This window comes from Massilia suwonensis, from assembly GCF_042655665.1.
GTDB lineage: Bacteria > Pseudomonadota > Gammaproteobacteria > Burkholderiales > Burkholderiaceae_D > Telluria > Telluria suwonensis.
This window is the reverse complement of the sequence record NZ_JBHSMR010000014.1, coordinates 456,746-473,259: the sequence shown is the minus strand read 5'-3', so window position 1 is coordinate 473,259 and position 16,514 is coordinate 456,746. Positions and strand designations below refer to the sequence as shown.

The window sequence follows — 16,514 nt, the reverse complement described above, 5'->3', positions numbered from 1 at the left end:
CCAGAGACAATGCCTACGCAACAGGCCGCTCCAGCGGCGCTCGACTCGCTTCCTTCGCCCGGGCGGACCACCCGCCTGGCCCAGGCCCTCCTCGGCACCGACAGCCGGCAACGCCCCACCCTGCAGCTGCTGGGCCTGGCTGCCCTGGTCACGGCCACCGTCGTCATCCTGCTCGTCTATGCGGCCAGCATCGGGGTGGCCGACGTGCTCCAGGTCGCCGTCCTGACCAGCCTGTTCTTCATATTCATCCTCGGCTTCTATGGCGTCATCCGCAGCGGCCTGAACCAGCGTTTCGCCGATCCCACGCTGGCCATGCCGCAGACCATCCTGGCCCAGACCCTGATCGCCGGCGCCTATGCCGTGACCGGGCCGGTGCATGGCGCGACCGTCATCATGTTGTCGCTGGTGATGGTGTTCGGCATGTTCAGCCTGCGCCCGAATGCGGTGCGCCACGCCAGCGTCTACACGGTGGTCCTGATGGGCGTCGTGATGTACTGGTGCTCGCAGAAACAGCCCCTGCACTATCCGCTGGGCCAGGAGCTCTTCAATTTCGCGCTGACCGCCATCGTCATGCTGGCCATTTCCAGGCTGTCGGGCCAGTTGTCGGAGATGCGCACGCGCCTGAAAACGCAGAAGATCGCCCTGGAGCAGGCCCTGGCCCACATCAAGGAAATGGCCGCGCGCGACGAGCTGACCGGCCTGCCGAACCGGCGCCGCATGATGACGCTGCTGCAGGAGCACGCGACGCGCCACGCGCGCGGCGGGCCGCGCTTTTTCGTCTGCATCATCGATCTCGACCACTTCAAGAACATCAATGACACCTACGGCCATGCGGCCGGCGACGCCGTGCTGCGCGCGTTCGCCACCCAGGCCCAGGTCGTGCTGCGCACCACCGACATGATCGGGCGCTGGGGCGGCGAGGAATTCCTGCTGCTGCTGCCCGAAAGCGCCCCGGGCGACCCGACCCTGGGCGTGGCGCGCCTGCGCGAAAGCCTGGCGGACTTGCCGGCCAGCCCCGCCCTGCACGACCTGCGCGTGCAGTTCTCGGCCGGTTTCGCGCGCTACGAGGAAGGCGAGCCGATCGACCAGGCGATCGAGCGCGCCGACCGGGCCCTGTACGCGGCCAAGTCGGCGGGACGCAATCGCAGCGTCGTGCTTTGAGGTCTTAGTCGGACCGGGACGATCCCTTGTGCTGGATGGGGGCGGCGCGCCGCACCACGACGGGCTGGCGCAGCTTGTGCAGCTGGCGCGCCAGCAGGATCAATCCAGCCAGCAGCGCGATGAATGCCAGCATGACCGGCAAAGGCAAACCCAGGAAAACGCCCGTTGTATCCATGACCGCTCCGTCGTCTATTGCCCAGCGTTATGCCGGCGCAAGAGCCTACTGTGCCATTGGCTTACTTACGGGAAATTGAGGCGGCGCAAAACAGCGCCACGGCGCGTTTCAGGCGCGCATCTTGAGCGGCGGATGGGACTCGGGCCGGCCGCGCCCGACACGTTCGTACTCGGCGATCACCTGGGCGCCGAACAGCAGCAGCGTGGCGCCGATCTCGAGGCTGAACATGACGACGATCGCCGTCGTCATCGAACCGTAGACGACGTTCACTTGCGACAGGGTCGAGAAATACCAGACCAGCACGTGGCGCGCGATTTCCCACAGCAGCGCCGCCGTCACGCCGCCCACCAGCGCATGCGAGAGCGACAGGCGCCCGACCGGCATCACCAGATAGATCGAGGTCAGCACCAGGATCTCGCCCAGCAGCCCCAGCAGGTAGAGCAGCGCGCCCGAGACGCCGCCCAGCGACCAGGTGGCGCCGAATAAATACACGCTTTCCGTGCCCATCACCTGCAGGGTGCTGGCCACCAGCGTGACCAGCATCACGCCCACGCCCAGCGCCAGGATATAGCAGTAAGGCAGCACCGCCGAGACCAGGTAATGGCGGCGCCGGATCGCGACCCGGTGCACGAAGATCACGCTCATCGCGTTTTCCAGCACCGTAAAGGCGAAGGAGCTGAAGAACAGCATGGTCACGCCCAGCACCCAGGTGATCAGGTCGCGGTTGTCGAGGAAGTTCGCGACCTCGGCCACGATCGATGCCGACTGGCCCGGCACCAGCAGTTCCAGGTAGCGGCGCAGCGTCACCAGCAGTTCGGCCTGGTCGATGAAGTGCGACAGCGCCACCACCACCAGCATCAGGAAAGGCACGATGGACAGCAGCGCGTAATAGGCCACCGCGCCGGCCAGCAGCAGGCCCTGGTTGGCGCGAAAGCCCTTCAGGACGCTGAGGGTAAAGGCGAGCGGATGCGAGAAGATGTAGGCGTTGGCGCGCCGGTTCAGGATGCGGATGCGCGTACGGCGGATGCGCAGGCGGCGCAGGCGCAAGGGCGCGAGCCCTTTCATCGCGCCAGCCTGATGCCAGTAAATTGCCAGCGCGCGTAAGCAGGGAAGAAATTGCGGTAGCTGGCACGCGCATGTCCGCCCGGCGTCGCACAGGACGAGCCGCGCAGCACGTACTGGTTGACCATGAACTTGCCGTTGTATTCGCCGATCGCACCCGGCGCCGGCGCATAGCCGGGATAAGGCGCGTAGCTGCTGCTGGTCCATTGCCAGCAGGCGCCGAACATCTGCGTCAAGCCTTGGCCGGCGGCCGCTTCCGGATGCAGGCGGCCGGCCTCGATGCTGGCCAGGCGGGCGGCGAATTCCCATTCGGCTTCCGTGGGCAGGCGCGCACCGCACCAGCGCGCATAGGCGTCGGCCTCGTACAGCGACAAATGCGTGACCGGACGCGCGGGATCGAGCGGCACTTCGCCGTGCAGGGTGAACTCGCGCCACGAATTATCTTCCTGGCGCCGCCAGTACAGGGGCGCCGCCAGTTCGCCTGACGCCACCCGGTCCCAGCCCTCGGCCAGCCACAGGGCCGGATCGCGGTAGCCGCCGGCTTCGATGAAGGCGGCATATTCGCCGTTCGTCACCAGGCGCGAGGCCAGCGCGAAGGGCGCGACGTAGCTGCGGTGGCGCGGCAGCTCGTTGTCGAAGCAAAAGCCGCGGCCGTCGAAGCCGATTTCGACCAGGCCGCCGTCGAAGTCGATGAAGGCGAGCGGCCCGGGCGGACTGTCCGGCGCCATGCCCTCGCCGTCGTAGCCGGGGGCGATCGGATTTTGCGCCAGCAGGTGCTTGACGTCGGTGAGCATCAGCTCCTGGTGCTGCTGTTCGTGCTGCAGGCCGAGCGTGACCAGGGCGGCCAGCGCGGCGTCGCCGCCCTCCGCTTCCAGCAGGCGCAGCATGCGCGCGTCGACGTCGGCCCGGTATGCCTTGACTTCATCCAGCGAGGGACGTGTGAGCAGGCCGCGCTGCGCACGCGGATGCTTGGCGCCGACGCCGTTGTAGTAGGAATTGAACAGCACCCGGAAGGCGCTGTGAAAAGGCCGGAAGTCCCGCTCGCGCGCTTCGAGGATGAAGGTCTCGAAGAACCAGGTCGTGTGCGCCAGGTGCCATTTGATCGGGCTGGCGTCCGGCATCGACTGGGCGCAGCAATCCTCGTTCGAGAGCGGCGCGGCCAGGTGCAGGGAGCGTTGGCGTACGGCCTGGAAATCGTCGCGCAGCATAACGGTCATTGAGTAATACGTCAGGCGATGGCCTGGGCGTGGATGACGGCGAACGGACAGCGTGGATCGGTCCACACCCGGGTCGCCTCGAAGCCGGACTGTTCGAGCAGCACGATGGCGTCGGCCTGGCGGTACTTGTAGCTGTTTTCGGTATGGATGCGCTCGCCTTCTGCGAAATCGCGCCCGCCGCCCGGCCAGCATACGCGCTGGGCCTGCTTCGCCTCGAGGTGCATCTCGACCCGGCCGGCCGCCTCGTTGTAGAAGCCGACGTGGCGCCACTGGCGGATGTCGAAGTCGCTGCCCAGCAGCTGGTTTACGTGGCGCAGCACGTTCAGGTTGAAGGCGGCCGTGACGCCGAGGGCGTCGTCGTAGGCGGCATCGAGGATGGCCTTGTCCTTGGCCAGGTCGATGCCGATCAGCAGGCCGCCGTCCGGTCCGCAGCCCTTGCGCAGCCGGGTCAGGAACACGCGCGCCTCGGGCGGCGTGAAGTTGCCGAGCGAAGAACCCGGATAGAAGAACAGACGGCGCTCGGCGCGTACGTTATCGGGCAGTTCCAGCCCGCTGGAAAAATCGAGTCCCAGGGCCTGCATGTCGATGTGCGGGAAGCGCAGGCGCAGGCGCGCCAGGGCATCGCTGACGAACTCGGTCGAGATGTCGACCGCCACATACTGGGCCGGGCGCAGCAGCGGGAACAACTTTGCCGCCTTGGCGCAATTGCCGGCGCCGAGGTCGATCATGGTCGTGCCGAGCCCGCAGGCGCGCGCGATCTCGCGGCCGTAGCGGGCGAAGATGCCGGCTTCGGTGCGGGTCGGGTAGTACTCGGGCAGCTCGCAGATGGCTTCGAACAGCTTGGAGCCGAGGGCATCGTAGAGGAACTTCGGCGAAATGGTCGCGTGGCGCGCGCCCAGGCCGTCGTACAGCTCGGCCGGCACGTGGGCACTGGCAGCGCCTGGGGTGGCCGCAATCGCGGCCGGCGCGGGCTTCTCGGTTGTGCAGGACGTCAGCATAAGGTTTATCATTCGTGCCGCCGGGGTGCCGGATGCGCCCCTGCTAGGGAAGATGTTGCTGTTTTTGCTATCATAGCGGAAGTCTGAAATCCTCCGCGTTTGCCAGCCGCTCTGGCGTGCTCGCCGTCCTGCCGTTGTCCTTTACAAGAAGAAAGCTCTCCATGTTTCCATCGACCGTCCTGAAGTCCCTGCTCGCCGCCTGCGCCGCCACCGTCCTGCTGGCCGCCCCCGCCTCCGCCCAGAATACCCCGGGCGTGCTGCGCGTCTCGGCCATCCCCGACGAAGCGCCGACCGAACTGCAGCGCAAGTTCAAGCCGCTGGGCGACTACCTGTCCAAGGCGACCGGCCTGAAGGTCGAGTTCACCCCGGTGACCGACTACGCCGCCTCGGTCGAAGGCCTGATCAACCACAAGCTCGACATGGTCTGGTTCGGCGGCTTCACCTTCGTGCAGGCCAATGTGCGCAGCAAGGGCCAGATCGTGCCGCTGGTGCAGCGCGCCGAGGACGAAAAATTCCGCTCGGTGTTCATCACGACCCAGCCCGGCATCAACAAGCTCGAAGACCTGCGCGGCAAGACCCTGTCCTTCGGTTCCGAATCCTCGACCTCGGGCCACCTGATGCCGCGCTCCTTCCTGCTGGGCGCGAAAATCAATCCGGACACCGACCTCAAGCGCGTCGCCTTCTCGGGCGCGCACGACGCGACGGTGGCGGCGGTGGCCGGCGGCAAGGTCGATGCCGGCGCCCTGAACATCTCGGTCTGGGAAAAGCTGGTCGAAGCCAACAAGGTCGACCCGAAGACCGTGCGCGTGTTCTACACCACGCCGGGCTACTACGACTACAACTGGTCGGTGCACGCCAACATGGCGCCGGCATTGCAGAAGAAGATCCGCGACGCCTTCCTGGCGCTGGACGCATCGACCCCGCAAGGCAAGGAAATCCTCGAGCTGCAGCGTGCGACGAAATTCATTCCGACCAAGGCCGAGAACTACAAGGCCATCGAAGCGGCGGCGAAGAATGCCGGCCTGCTGAAGTAAGACCGGCACCAGCGTCATGAGTTTCAAGCTCGACAAACTGACCGTGCGTCACCTGGCCGGGAGCCAGGCGGCGGCGCTGCACGCGCTCGACCTGGACGTGCAGCAGGGCGAGCAGCTGGCGCTGATCGGTCCGTCGGGCGCGGGCAAGACCACGCTGCTGTCGACGCTCGCCTGCGCGCACCAGCCGGCCGAAGGCGCGCTATCCGTGTTCGGCCTCGATCCGTGGGCCCTGCCGCAGGCGGTGCGTCACCGCCTGCGCGCGCGCCTGTTCCTGGCGCCGCAGACGCCGCCGCTGCCGCCGCGCCAGCGCGTCGTGACCGCCGTGCTGGCCGCGCGCCTGCCGGGCTGGAGCCTGGGACGCGCGCTGCGTTCGCTGTTCAAGCCGGTCGAGCCCGACGCCGCCTTCGAGGCCCTGCGCCGCTTCGGTCTGGGCGACAAGCTGTATGCGCGGGTCGACCGCCTGTCCGGCGGCGAACGCCAGCGCTGCAGCCTGGCGCGCCTGCTGTTGTCGAACGCCGAGGCCTTCCTGGTCGACGAGCCGATCTCCGCGCTCGACCCGGCGCTGGCCCGCATCACGCTCGCGACCCTGCAGGAAGAAGCGGCCGCGCGCAAGGCGACCCTCGTTTGCAGCCTGCACCAGGTGGACATGGCGCGCGTCCACTTCGCGCGCATCGTCGGTTTGCGCGACGGCCGCATCGTGTTCGACCTGCCGCGCGAACAGGTCACCGACGCCATGATCGCCGCCCTCTACGAAAACGAACGCATCGAAGCGTATCCGCACCCGCCTCACGAGACGCCCGAACGCATCGCCGTCGGCGCCTGTTTCTGAATGGCGGCCCTTCCCTTGCACCCCGATCCGGCCTGGCGCGGGCGCCTGCTGGCCTGCGGCCTCGCCCTGCTGGTGCTGTGGCCGGCGCTGGTCTACTCTGAATTCAAGCCCTGGCTCCTCTTCGATCCGCAAAGCCTGGCCGCCGCGGCCGGCTTCCTGTCCGACTTCCTGCATCCGGCGCACGGGCTCGAGTTCCTGGCGATGGTGCTGCGCGAGACCTGGATCACGGTGGCGATCGCCACCGCCGGCCTGGCGCTGGCCCTGCTGGGCGCGATTCCGGCGACCCTCCTGGTGAGCGAGCGGCTGTCGATCTCGCGCCTGGGCACGGGCCGCGTGCGCTGGCCGGCGGCCCTGCTGCGCCAGTGCGTGCGCTGGGTGCTGGTGCTGCTGCGCAGCGTGCCGGAACTGGTCTGGGCTTTATTGTTCGTGCGCGTGGTCGGCCTCGGCCCCACGGCCGGGGTGCTGGCGATCGCCCTCACCTATGCCGGCATGCTGGCCAAGGTTTACGCCGAGATCCTCGAATCGAGCGACGCCCACGCCACCGACGCCCTGCTGGCCAACGGCGCGGCGCGCCTGCCGGCCCTGCTCTACGGCGCCCTGCCGGATGCGGCGGCCGAACTGGTCTCGTACACGATCTACCGCTGGGAATGCGCGATCCGCGGCTCGGCGATCATGGGTTTTGTCGGCGCCGGCGGGCTCGGACAGCGGATGGACGAATCGACCAAGATGATGGCGGGCGGCGAAGTCGCGACCATGCTGCTGATGTTCGTGCTGCTGGTCGCGGCCGCGGATCTCGTGTCCACCCTGCTGCGCCGGAGGCTCGGATGAATCAGCCGCTGCCGCCGCGACGCTCATGGACCACGCCGGTGCTGCTGGTGCTGTTGCTAGGGCTGGTCGTCGCCAGCTTCGCCACGCTGCGCCTTGACCTGGCCGCCTTCTTCACGCCGGAAGCGGCCGGCACCACGCTGGAATTCCTGGGCGGTTTTACCCCGCCCGAAACGGCTGCGCCGTTTCTGATGAAGACCCTGAACGCGGCGCTCGAGACCCTGTCGATGTCGGCGCTCGGCACCCTGCTCGCCGTGATCGCCGGCCTGGTGCTGGCGCTGCCGGCCAGCGGCCGCTGGGGCGGCGCGGCGCGCGCGCTGGTGCGCGTCGTGCTCAACGTATTGCGTTCGATTCCGGAACTGGTCTGGGCGGCGCTGCTGCTGGTCGCCGCCGGCCTCGGGCCCTTTGCCGGCACACTGGCGCTGGCCGCGCACACGGCGGGCGTGCTCGGGCGCCTGTTCGCCGACGCGCTGGAAAACGCCGAGCCGGCGCCGGAAGCGGCGCTGCGCATCAACGGCGCGCCGGCCCTCGCCGCCTTCTTCTACGCCACCCTGCCGCAGACCCTGCCGCAGATGCTGTCGTACACCCTGTACCGCTGGGAGAACAACATCCGCGCCGCGGCCGTGCTGGGCGTGGTCGGCGCCGGCGGCCTGGGGCAGATGCTGAAGTACCACCTGTCTCTGTTCCAGATGCAGAGCGCGGCGACCGTGGTGCTGGCGATGCTGTTGCTGGTGGCCCTGGTCGATGCGATCAGTTACGCGCTGCGGCGCGCCCTTACAAGGTAAAAGACGAGACGATGCTCGAATTGGCCCAGCTCACCAAGACCTACGGCGGACGCACGGTCCTCTCGAACCTGTCGCACACCTTCGAGGCCGGCCGCTTCGTCGCCATCATGGGCGAGTCGGGCGTGGGCAAGTCGACGCTGCTGAACCTGATCGCTGGGCTCGACGCGCCCGACAGCGGACAGGTGATCGTCGACGGCACGCCGATGGCGGCGCTGGACGACGACGCGGCCACGCGCCTGCGCCGCACGCGCATGGGTTTTATTTTCCAGGCCTTCCACGTGCTGCCGCACCTGAGCCTGCAGCAGAACGTAGCCCTGCCTTTGCTGCTGAACCGCGACGGCACCGCGCGTGCGGAAGCCATGCTGGACGCCGTCGGCCTGGGTGGACGTGGCACCGATTTTCCGCGCCAATTGTCGGGTGGCGAATTGCAGCGCGTGGCGATCGCACGCGCCCTCGTGCACAAGCCTGCCCTGCTGCTGGCGGACGAACCGACCGGGAACCTGGACCCGGAAACGGCCGGCGGCATCCTGCGCCTGCTGCGCGCCGAGATCAGGGCGAACGGGGCCGGCGCGATCATGGTCACCCACTCGCACGCCGCGGCCGAGATGGCCGACGAGGTGCTGCTGCTGACGCGTGAAGGCCTCAGGGCAGCCTGAAAATTTACTGCATTTTAGCAACAATTAGCTGCAAGTTCCGCACGGAAACAAGCACGTTAGACACTGTTCGCAACGAATAGTGCGGCCCCTGTCGCGCCAGCGTAGTAATATCACAACGACCCGTACGCATCAGCCAAGCTAGCTAAACACAACCTCGGGCGCTTCCAAAACGGTCCTGTACCTCAAACAAATGCATTGGAGGAGTACATGAACGTACGCCAAAAAAAACAGGAAATGCTGGCCGCGATGCATCGCGCCCGCGCTCTCGAGCCGTCGAGTTTCGTGCCGAACAAGCTGCTCGACACGCTGATCGAAAAGATGCACCTCAAGAATGATGCGGAGCTATGCCGTGTATTGGAGGTGCAGCCGCCGATCATCAGCAAGATCCGGCACCGCAAGCTGAACGTGGGCGCGACCATCCTGCTGCGCATGCACGAGAAATCGAATATCCCGATCCGCGAACTGAAGGAGCTGACCTCGGCGGCGCTGCATTAGTAGGCATGCCCTGCCCTGTCGGGCAGGGCGCGCCGCAGGCTGCCCGAATTCCCCGCTACGCCCCGCGCGTGAACTTTGCGTTATGTTGGTTTCGTTTGAGGAAAGACCCCGCCAACACGATGCCGGCGTCACGCGCGGGCATGCCCGCCCTACGGCTTCCCCGGCGGCCGTCCCGTCTTCAGCTGCGGCAGGCTATCCTGCACCTGGCGCAAGGTCGCCACATCGAGGCGGCCGACCAGGGCCACGCCGATGCGCAGCAGTTCGCTCTTCTTGATCTCGAAGCCGGCCTTCAGGCAGGCCTGCTTCACGTTCGCCAGTACGGCATACTCCCCTTCCGGCATCGTGAAACTGTCGCGCACCAGCTGCGGGCGCGCGCTGTCCGCCGGCACGGGTGCGGCTTGCGTGGCGCGGGCGCGGCCGCCGCCCGGCGCATCCTTCGCCGCCTTGACCAGCGCCTTGGCCGCATTCTTGACGGCCGTTGCAGGTGTTTTGGCAGGCGCCTTGGCTGACACTTTAGCGGCGGCTTTCGGCGTGGCCTTGACGGCTTTCTTAGCCGGCGCTTTCGCCGCGGCCTTGACGGCAGGCTTCGCCGCCGCCTTCACTGCGCTCTTCGCAGGCGCACGCACGGCGGCCTTCACGGCGGTCTTTCTGGCGGACGAGGATGTGGTGGGAGATGCGGCGCCGCCTGTCGTGGCGGCCGCCCTGGCGCGTGCGGGTGCTGTCTTGACTGCGGCCGCGGCGGCTTTCGCCCGCGTCGATGCGGCCGTGGCCGCTCCCGTCGCGGGAACCGGTTTTCTGCTCATTGGGTATTCCACTACTTAACAAGGTAAACAATATAGTCGATCAGGCGCATTCCGGAAAGAGGGGTGTCTCCCGTGCGCAGCCTTCCGCACGCCATTGCAGCTCGCGGATCACTCCGGCGCGCAACCCGGCGCCGACCGGCACCAGGGTCTCGATGCGCAACTCCTCGACCAGCGCCAGCAGCAGTGCGAGGCCGCCCGCCATCTGCGCCACGCGCGCCGGCTGGTTCGACAGGGCCGCGATGCGCATGAAGCCGCCCTCTTCGACCAGGGCATGGCGCAGCGCCAGCAGCCCGGCCATGCCGGCGCCGCGTCCGGCCGCCGCATCGGCGCCGGCCAGCTCGAACAGGGCGCGTACCGTGCCCGAGGCGCCGTAGGCGCGGCGCCATCCGGGGGCGCCGGCCATGCCGTTGGCAAATGCGCCGGCGTCGGCGAAGCGGCTGCGCGAGGAGGCCAGCGCGGCCTCGAAGGCGGCCGCCGAAATCCCGTCGCGGAAAAAAGCCAGGCCCTGGCGCAGCGCACCCACGCCGTAGGACTGCACCAGTTCGACGCTGTCGCCGCGCCCGACCGCGATCTCGGTCGAGCCGCTGCCGACGTCCAACACCAGGCGGCGCTCGCCGGCGTCCTTGCCGAGCGCGGCGGCCACGCCCAGGTAGACCAGGCGCCCTTCCTCCTCGCCGCCGAGCACCTCGACCGGATGCCCGATCGCGGCTTCGGCCGCGGGCAGGAAGGCCGGCGCGTTGCAAGCCACGCGCAGCGCGGCGCTGGCGACGACGCGCACCGCGCGCACCTCCCACATGGCCAGGGCCAGCCGGAACTGGCGCAGGCAGTCGAGCGCGCGGCGCACGGTGCCGGCGTCGAGAGCGCCGTCCGGGCCGATGGCGGCGCCGAGGCGGATCGGTTCGTTGAGCGTCGCGGCGAGCGCCAGGACGCCCTCCTCCCACCTGCCCACGTGCAGGCGGAAGCTGTCGGAGCCGAGTTCGACGGCGGCGTAAAGGGGAGCGCGGTGTGAGGAAGGCACGGTTCGCCCTGGCTGGAAGATGCCGCAGTATGGCAAACCAATGTGACGCCCCGATGACGGGACGCGAACGCTAGGCTTCCGGCACGGTCTCGCGCGGAGCGAGATGGATCCGGTTGCGCCCGGCGTCCTTGGCCGCGCGCATGGCGGCGCCGGCGCGGCCGAACAGGATGACGTTGCTGTCGTCGGGGCGGATCGTGGTGACGCCGAAGCTGGCCGTCATCGAGATCATCGCGCGTTCGGTTTTCACCGGCGTCGCCTCGATCGCCGCGCGCATGCGCTCGGCCACCAGCATGGCCTCCTCGCCGCCGGTGCGCGGCAGCAGCAGCGCGAATTCGCCGCCCGACAGGCGGCCCAGCAGGTCGCTGTCGCGCAGCTGGCGCTTGCAGAGGTCGGCCACGTGGCGCAGCACCACGTCGCCCACCGGATGGCCGTAGCCGTCGTTGACGCGCTTGAAGCTGTCGAGGTCGAGCACGATCAGCGCGGTCGGCGAACCGGGACGCCGCGCCAGCGCCATCCAGGGCGCGAGCGCGTTGTAGAAGCCGCGCCGGTTCGGCGCTTCGGTGACCAGGTCGAGCGTTTCCAGGCGCGCCACGTCGACCTGCAGGCGTTCGCGCGCCAGCAGCAGGCAGCCGAAGCCGTTCGCCAGCATCAGCAGATAAAAGGCGATGGTCGAAAGCTGGCGCAGCAGGTCGTGCGAGAGCCAGCGCCAGCCGTCGGGCATGACCAGCACCAGGATGCCGCGCGCAGCCACCAGCAGCGCCAGCAGCGCCGTCGTCACCGCCAGCGCGCGCTGCAGCATCGAGGCATTGCGCCAGCCGCGCGCCAGCGCCGCCGCGCCGAGCAGGTAGAAAGCGCCCAGGATCAGGGCCGCGGCCAGGGTGCGCAGGCCGAGCGGATCGATCCAGTACGAGACCAGGAAGATCGACACGGCCGCCAGCGCGAGCGGTACCATGGCGCGCTGCACGCGGCGCCGCTGCGCGTTTTCCCACAGCGCCGCGGATTCGAGCGCGACGCCGACGATCAGCAGGGCCCAGCCGCCCGGCAGCGCCAGCGGCTCGGGCACGACGCGCGCGCCGCCCAGCGCCAGCAGGATCCAGCTGGCCGCCTGCACCTGTTTCGACAGGCCCCAGCTGGCGAGACTGGGCGTGCGTACTGCGCCGTAGTCGAAGAAGAACAGCAGGCTGCACAAGGCCAGGTTGCCCAGCGCGAGGACCAGCACCATCGTGGTCGAGTCCATGGTCAGCATCGCGCCGCTCAGCATTCGTGCTCCACGTTCTCGGTGCCGTCGCCGACCTTGCTGGCCCAGGCGCGCGCGAAATAGCCGCGCTCGAGCGCGTCGGGCACCTCGTTCCAGAACACGATCAGCGTGCCCTTGTGGTCGTGCAGCTGGGTCAGCTTCTCGACGAAACGCGCGTTGCCGGCGCTGTCGGCCAGGGCCATCGCATAGCCGTAGACGCGCTCCAGCCGCTCGATGCGGTCCGGCTCGACGTCGCCGTTGGTGGCACTGATGGTGGGATGATCGAGAAACATGGGAACTCCGTGTGGCTGCAAAGGCCAGCTTAGCAGAGTTTCATGCCTGCGAACAAGACACCAGGCGGGCTCAATCCGCCCCGCATTCTCTTCTATACTGGCGCCATGCCGCCGCGTTCCGACCCCAGCGATTCGACGCCATCTTCCGTGCCCCGTGTACGCACCCACGGCGACCGGCGCACGCTCGAATTCCAGCCCGGCGACATCCAGAGCGAGATGCTGCTCTCGCAGCCCGACGCCCTGGTGCTCGACTACGCCCGCGCCATGATGTGCTTCGCCCTGTTCGTGCCGGCGCCGCGCCACATCGTGATGGCCGGCCTGGGCGGCGGCTCGCTGGCCAAGTTCTGCTACCGCCATTTTCCGCATACCCGCATCACCGTGCTCGAGATCAGCGCCGAGGTGATCGCCCTGCGCGAAGCCTTCTGCGTGCCACCCGACGACGCCCGGCTGCGCATCGTCCACGCGGACGCCGCCGACTACCTGCGCGAGGCGCCCGCCAGCTGCGACGTGATCCTGGTCGACGGCTTCGATGCCGCCGGCATGCCGGCCGCACTCGGCAGCGCCGCCTTCTACGCCGATTGCCGGCGTGCGCTGCGCGCGGGCGGCGTGCTGGCGGCGAACCTGCTCAGCTACGACCCCTGCCACGACGCCATGGTCGAACGGATCGGGTCCGCGTTCCGGGGGCGGGTCTGCGATTTTCCCGGCATCGCCGGCAACAACCACCTGCTGTTCGCCGTGCGCGCCGGCGCCGGCGATACCGGGCTCGCCGCGCGCCGGCAGGAAGGCTTCGCACGCCGGGGCGGGCTGCGCTTCGGCTTCCTGAACCGGCTGCTGGCGCGCGCGCTCGTTGCCTGGCTGGCATGGCGCCCTGTCTGATCGCGGCGACAGAGGCCGCTTAGTAGGCTCCCTCGCGAGGATTTGTTTGCGGAAACCGGCCGAAAATGACACACTTGGCTGCTTTGGTGCTTTCGGGCAAATATTTTCCTTGGGAACAGACATGTTGCGTCGCCTGCCGTTTTCTCTCACCCGCGCGGCGGCCCTCACGCTGGGGGCCGGCCTGGCCGCGTCCAGCGCGCTGTTCGTGGGCGTGAGCCACCTCGAGTACGACAACCTGGCCTTGTCCTTCAGCCAGCGCGCCGACCAGCGCGTGGCCACGGTGCGCCAGGGCCTGCACGACGCGGTCGAGGTGGTGACGGTCACCAACCAGCTGTTTGCCCTCGGCGCTCCCGTCACGCGTGCCCAGTTCGAGGACTTCACCACGCCGCTGCTGCTGCGCCATCCCTTCATCAAGGCTTTCAATTACCACCGCATCGTGAGCGACGCCGAACGCGCCGCGGTCGAGGCCGAGCTGGGGCGCATCGTTCCCGGCGCCGTCATCCACGAGGAGCGCGACGGCAAGCAGGTGCCGGCCGCGCGCCGCCCCAGCTATAGCATCGTCGACTACCTGGTGCCCATGGGGGGCAACGAGGCCGCCTTCGGCTTCGATTCCGGCACCCGGCCCCAGATCAACGCCGCGCTGGCGCGCGCCCATGCCGAACGCCGCGCCGCCGCCACCCCGCTGTTCCGCCTGGTGCAGGACCCGAGCCCGCAGCCGAGCTTCCAGGTCATCCTGCCGGTCTACGACAGCCGGGGCAAGCTGACGGGCGATACCGCCGTCGTCGTGCGTGCCCAGGAACTGGTCAGCATGGCCCTGGCCGGCGCCGGCCTGCTCGACGACAGCCAGATCGTGATGTCCGTCTACGCCGGCGCCCGCTCCGACCCGGCCGACCTGGTCTTCACCACCAGCGCCACCGGCGCCCGTCCCCAGCGCGAGCTGCTGGGCAGCTGGATCGCGCCGGAACACGAAGCCTACCTGGCCCGCACGCTGGACGTGGCCGGGCGTCCCTGGCTGGTCGAAGTCGGCACCAAGCCGCGCCCCTACGCGGCCGACCACCTGGCCTCGCTGGCGATGCTGGCCGGCGGCATTCTCCTGACGCTGATGACGACGGCCTGGGTGCAAGCCTCGGGCGCCAGAGCCCGCCGCGTGCAGCAGCTGGTGAGGAAGCGCACGGCCGACCTGAAGCGCACCAACCGCCGCCTGGTCGACGACATGGTGGCGCGCGAACGCACCGAAAAGGCCTTGCAGCAAAGCGAGCAGCGTTTCCGCCAGCTGGTGTCGATGTCTTCCGACTGGTACTGGGAGCAGGACAACCAGTTCCGCTTCACCATGGTCACCGGGGGCTTCAGCGAGAAGGCCGGCATCCTGGTCGAGCACCTGCTCGGCAAGACGCGCTGGGAATTCATCCCGACGCTCGGCGACAGCGAACGCGGCCGCACCCACATCGCCCAGGTGCGCGACTTCCAGCCCTTCAACGATTTCGAATACCAGCTGCAGGACGACAACGGCCAGACCCGCTGGTTCCTGGTCAACGGCCAGCCCATGTTCGACGAGCTCGGCCAGTTCGCCGGCTACCGCGGCACCGGCAGCGACATCACCGAGCGCAAACTCACCGAGCAGCGCGTGCACCACGTGGCCCAGCACGATGCCCTGACCGGCCTGCCGAACCGCTCGCTGCTGCAGGACCGCCTCGGCCAGGCCGTGGCCTATTCCACGCGCAGCGGCAGCCCGATGTGGGTCATGCTGATCGACCTCGACCGGTTTAAATTCGTCAACGACAGCATGGGCCACAAGGCCGGCGACGTGCTCCTGATGACGGTGGCCGCGCGCCTGCGCTCCTCGCTGCGCGACGCCGATACCGTGGCGCGCCTGTCGGGCGACGAATTCGTCGTCATCGTCTCGGAAACCGGCGACCAGCAACTGACGCCCGACATCGTGCAGCGCGTGATGAACGCGGTGGCCCAGCCGGTCATGCTCGGCACCAAGGAATTCTTCGTCACCTGCAGTATCGGCGTGTCGGTCTACCCGAGCGAGAGCACGGCGGCCGATACCCTGATCGAGCATGCCGACATCGCCATGTACCGCGCCAAGAAGCTGGGCCGCAACAACTTCCAGTTCTATACGCCGGCCATGAACGAGGAATCGCTGGAACGGGTGCGCATCGAAAGCGCGCTGCGCAACGCCGTCGAACGCAACGAGTTCGTGCTGTACTACCAGCCCCAGCTCGACATGAAGACCGGCAAGGTCTGCGGCATGGAAGCGCTGATCCGCTGGCAGCATCCGGAACTGGGCATGGTGCCGCCGAGCCGCTTCATCGGCATTGCCGAGGAAACCGGGATGATCGTGTCGATCGGCGCCTGGGTGCTGCGCACCGCCTGCGCCCAGAACAAGGCCTGGCAGGACGCCGGCTTCGACAAGCTGCGCGTGGCCGTGAACTTGTCGGCGCGCCAGTTCGGCGCGGCCGACCTGATCGAGAACCTCGCCGCCGTGCTGCAGGATACCGGGCTGGAACCGAAATACCTGGAAATCGAGCTTACCGAAAGCCTGTTCATGAGCGACATCACGCCGGCCGTGGAGCTGCTGCACCGTATCAAGGCGCTGGGCGTGAACCTCTCGATCGACGACTTCGGCACCGGCTACTCGAGCCTGTCCTACCTGTCGCGCTTCCCGATCGACGTGCTGAAGATCGACCGCTCCTTCGTGGCCGACATCACGCGCGACGCCAACGACGAGGCGATCGTCACCTCGATCATCGCGCTGGCCCACAACCTGAAGCTGGCGGTGATCGCGGAAGGCGTGGAAACGGGCGAGCAGCTGGATTACCTGCGCCGCCACGGCTGCGACGAAATGCAGGGCTACTACTTCAGCCGGCCGCTGCCGGCGAACGAATTCGAGCAGCTGCTGGTCGAGGGCCGCGGCCTGGCGCCCCATGAAATCATCGCGCCGGAAGAAGCCGTCTCAGCGGCTTGAAGGAGTATTCCTACAAGATTGTGGCAATTTGCACATCGTTGCTCTACAATAGGAATGTCTCTATTGCAATGTGCGGGAA

The 16,514-nt window shown here is 68.1% G+C and carries 17 protein-coding genes; 9 read left to right on the top strand and 8 right to left on the bottom strand.

The window, feature by feature from the left end; translation table 11 throughout:
• The first annotated feature begins 9 nt into the window (after window positions 1–9).
• Window positions 10–1,161 (top strand): GGDEF domain-containing protein, encoded by a 1,152-nt coding sequence (locus ACFPQ5_RS22520; RefSeq protein ID WP_379761015.1) that lies wholly within the window; start codon window positions 10–12, stop codon window positions 1,159–1,161.
• Between the two features lie 4 nt (window positions 1,162–1,165).
• Here the strand turns inward: ACFPQ5_RS22520 and ACFPQ5_RS22515 are convergent, their stop codons facing one another.
• The 4 genes from ACFPQ5_RS22515 to egtD all read right to left on the bottom strand — a co-directional run bounded on the left by ACFPQ5_RS22515 (window position 1,166) and on the right by egtD (window position 4,613).
• The gene (locus ACFPQ5_RS22515; protein WP_379761013.1) at window positions 1,166–1,336 is read right to left on the bottom strand and encodes a hypothetical protein; all 171 of its coding nucleotides are present in this window, start codon (window positions 1,334–1,336) and stop codon (window positions 1,166–1,168) included.
• A 108-nt stretch (window positions 1,337–1,444) separates the two neighbouring features.
• On the bottom strand, window positions 1,445–2,401 hold the full coding sequence (locus tag ACFPQ5_RS22510) for a YihY/virulence factor BrkB family protein (protein ID WP_379761011.1): 957 nt from the start codon (window positions 2,399–2,401) through the stop codon (window positions 1,445–1,447).
• Complete coding sequence (gene egtB / locus ACFPQ5_RS22505) at window positions 2,398–3,606, bottom strand: ergothioneine biosynthesis protein EgtB (protein ID WP_379761398.1); 1,209 nt, start codon at window positions 3,604–3,606, stop codon at window positions 2,398–2,400. Before egtB ends, ACFPQ5_RS22510 begins: the two co-directional genes overlap by 4 nt.
• A gap of 20 nt (window positions 3,607–3,626) precedes the next feature.
• Window positions 3,627–4,613: an L-histidine N(alpha)-methyltransferase gene (egtD, locus tag ACFPQ5_RS22500; RefSeq protein ID WP_379761009.1), complete on the bottom strand. Its 987-nt coding sequence runs from the start codon at window positions 4,611–4,613 to the stop codon at window positions 3,627–3,629.
• A 161-nt stretch (window positions 4,614–4,774) separates the two neighbouring features.
• Between egtD and ACFPQ5_RS22495 the strand changes: the two genes are divergently transcribed.
• The 6 genes from ACFPQ5_RS22495 to ACFPQ5_RS22470 all read left to right on the top strand — a co-directional run bounded on the left by ACFPQ5_RS22495 (window position 4,775) and on the right by ACFPQ5_RS22470 (window position 9,237).
• Entirely contained in the window at window positions 4,775–5,647 is an 873-nt protein-coding gene (locus ACFPQ5_RS22495; protein ID WP_379761007.1) for a putative selenate ABC transporter substrate-binding protein, read from the top strand.
• 16 nt (window positions 5,648–5,663) lie between these two features.
• A complete protein-coding gene (locus ACFPQ5_RS22490; protein ID WP_379761005.1) occupies window positions 5,664–6,476 on the top strand; it encodes a phosphonate ABC transporter ATP-binding protein in 813 nt (270 codons plus the stop codon).
• The gene (locus ACFPQ5_RS22485) at window positions 6,477–7,304 is read left to right on the top strand and encodes a PhnE/PtxC family ABC transporter permease (RefSeq protein WP_379761003.1); all 828 of its coding nucleotides are present in this window, start codon (window positions 6,477–6,479) and stop codon (window positions 7,302–7,304) included.
• Window positions 7,301–8,086 carry a phosphonate ABC transporter, permease protein PhnE gene (gene phnE / locus ACFPQ5_RS22480; protein WP_379761001.1) on the top strand — a complete coding sequence of 262 codons (786 nt, stop codon included), beginning with the start codon at window positions 7,301–7,303 and terminating at the stop codon, window positions 8,084–8,086. The genes ACFPQ5_RS22485 and phnE overlap by 4 nt, the downstream gene beginning before the upstream one ends.
• A gap of 11 nt (window positions 8,087–8,097) precedes the next feature.
• Entirely contained in the window at window positions 8,098–8,742 is a 645-nt protein-coding gene (locus tag ACFPQ5_RS22475) for an ABC transporter ATP-binding protein (RefSeq protein WP_379760999.1), read from the top strand.
• 207 nt (window positions 8,743–8,949) lie between these two features.
• Complete coding sequence (locus tag ACFPQ5_RS22470; protein ID WP_056339789.1) at window positions 8,950–9,237, top strand: hypothetical protein; 288 nt, start codon at window positions 8,950–8,952, stop codon at window positions 9,235–9,237.
• A gap of 149 nt (window positions 9,238–9,386) precedes the next feature.
• Here the strand turns inward: ACFPQ5_RS22470 and ACFPQ5_RS22465 are convergent, their stop codons facing one another.
• From ACFPQ5_RS22465 to ACFPQ5_RS22450, 4 genes are all read right to left on the bottom strand, one after another.
• Complete coding sequence (locus ACFPQ5_RS22465) at window positions 9,387–10,040, bottom strand: hypothetical protein (RefSeq protein WP_379760997.1); 654 nt, start codon at window positions 10,038–10,040, stop codon at window positions 9,387–9,389.
• Window positions 10,041–10,080: 40 nt separating this feature from the next.
• Entirely contained in the window at window positions 10,081–11,058 is a 978-nt protein-coding gene (locus ACFPQ5_RS22460; protein ID WP_379760995.1) for a Ppx/GppA phosphatase family protein, read from the bottom strand.
• Between the two features lie 70 nt (window positions 11,059–11,128).
• Window positions 11,129–12,319: a GGDEF domain-containing protein gene (locus tag ACFPQ5_RS22455; protein ID WP_379760993.1), complete on the bottom strand. Its 1,191-nt coding sequence runs from the start codon at window positions 12,317–12,319 to the stop codon at window positions 11,129–11,131.
• Window positions 12,313–12,588, bottom strand: a complete 276-nt coding sequence (locus tag ACFPQ5_RS22450; protein ID WP_379760991.1) for a hypothetical protein — start codon at window positions 12,586–12,588, stop codon at window positions 12,313–12,315. Before ACFPQ5_RS22450 ends, ACFPQ5_RS22455 begins: the two co-directional genes overlap by 7 nt.
• A 147-nt stretch (window positions 12,589–12,735) precedes the next feature.
• Here ACFPQ5_RS22450 and ACFPQ5_RS22445 point away from each other — a divergent pair, with 147 nt between their 5' ends.
• Together ACFPQ5_RS22445 and ACFPQ5_RS22440 are read left to right on the top strand one after the other, a co-directional pair.
• Window positions 12,736–13,464, top strand: a complete 729-nt coding sequence (locus tag ACFPQ5_RS22445) for a fused MFS/spermidine synthase (protein ID WP_379760989.1) — start codon at window positions 12,736–12,738, stop codon at window positions 13,462–13,464.
• Between the two features lie 121 nt (window positions 13,465–13,585).
• A complete protein-coding gene (locus ACFPQ5_RS22440; protein ID WP_379760987.1) occupies window positions 13,586–16,435 on the top strand; it encodes a bifunctional diguanylate cyclase/phosphodiesterase in 2,850 nt (949 codons plus the stop codon).
• Window positions 16,436–16,514: the final 79 nt, after the last annotated feature.

Bases quoted from the DNA above. Each gene is read 5' to 3' on its own strand.
- ACFPQ5_RS22515 (WP_379761013.1), bottom strand. From the start codon at position 1,336: ATGGATACAACGGGCGTTTTCCTGGGTTTGCCTTTGCCGGTCATGCTG.
- ACFPQ5_RS22490 (WP_379761005.1), top strand. From the start codon at position 5,664: ATGAGTTTCAAGCTCGACAAACTGACCGTGCGTCACCTGGCCGGGAGC.
- egtD (WP_379761009.1), bottom strand. From the start codon at position 4,613: ATGCTGACGTCCTGCACAACCGAGAAGCCCGCGCCGGCCGCGATTGCG.
- ACFPQ5_RS22455 (WP_379760993.1), bottom strand. From the start codon at position 12,319: ATGCTGAGCGGCGCGATGCTGACCATGGACTCGACCACGATGGTGCTG.
- phnE (WP_379761001.1), top strand. From the start codon at position 7,301: ATGAATCAGCCGCTGCCGCCGCGACGCTCATGGACCACGCCGGTGCTG.
- ACFPQ5_RS22450 (WP_379760991.1), bottom strand. From the start codon at position 12,588: ATGTTTCTCGATCATCCCACCATCAGTGCCACCAACGGCGACGTCGAG.
- ACFPQ5_RS22520 (WP_379761015.1), top strand. From the start codon at position 10: ATGCCTACGCAACAGGCCGCTCCAGCGGCGCTCGACTCGCTTCCTTCG.
- ACFPQ5_RS22510 (WP_379761011.1), bottom strand. From the start codon at position 2,401: ATGAAAGGGCTCGCGCCCTTGCGCCTGCGCCGCCTGCGCATCCGCCGT.
- ACFPQ5_RS22475 (WP_379760999.1), top strand. From the start codon at position 8,098: ATGCTCGAATTGGCCCAGCTCACCAAGACCTACGGCGGACGCACGGTC.
- ACFPQ5_RS22465 (WP_379760997.1), bottom strand. From the start codon at position 10,040: ATGAGCAGAAAACCGGTTCCCGCGACGGGAGCGGCCACGGCCGCATCG.
- ACFPQ5_RS22485 (WP_379761003.1), top strand. From the start codon at position 6,477: ATGGCGGCCCTTCCCTTGCACCCCGATCCGGCCTGGCGCGGGCGCCTG.
- ACFPQ5_RS22470 (WP_056339789.1), top strand. From the start codon at position 8,950: ATGAACGTACGCCAAAAAAAACAGGAAATGCTGGCCGCGATGCATCGC.
- egtB (WP_379761398.1), bottom strand. From the start codon at position 3,606: ATGCTGCGCGACGATTTCCAGGCCGTACGCCAACGCTCCCTGCACCTG.
- ACFPQ5_RS22440 (WP_379760987.1), top strand. From the start codon at position 13,586: ATGTTGCGTCGCCTGCCGTTTTCTCTCACCCGCGCGGCGGCCCTCACG.
- ACFPQ5_RS22495 (WP_379761007.1), top strand. From the start codon at position 4,775: ATGTTTCCATCGACCGTCCTGAAGTCCCTGCTCGCCGCCTGCGCCGCC.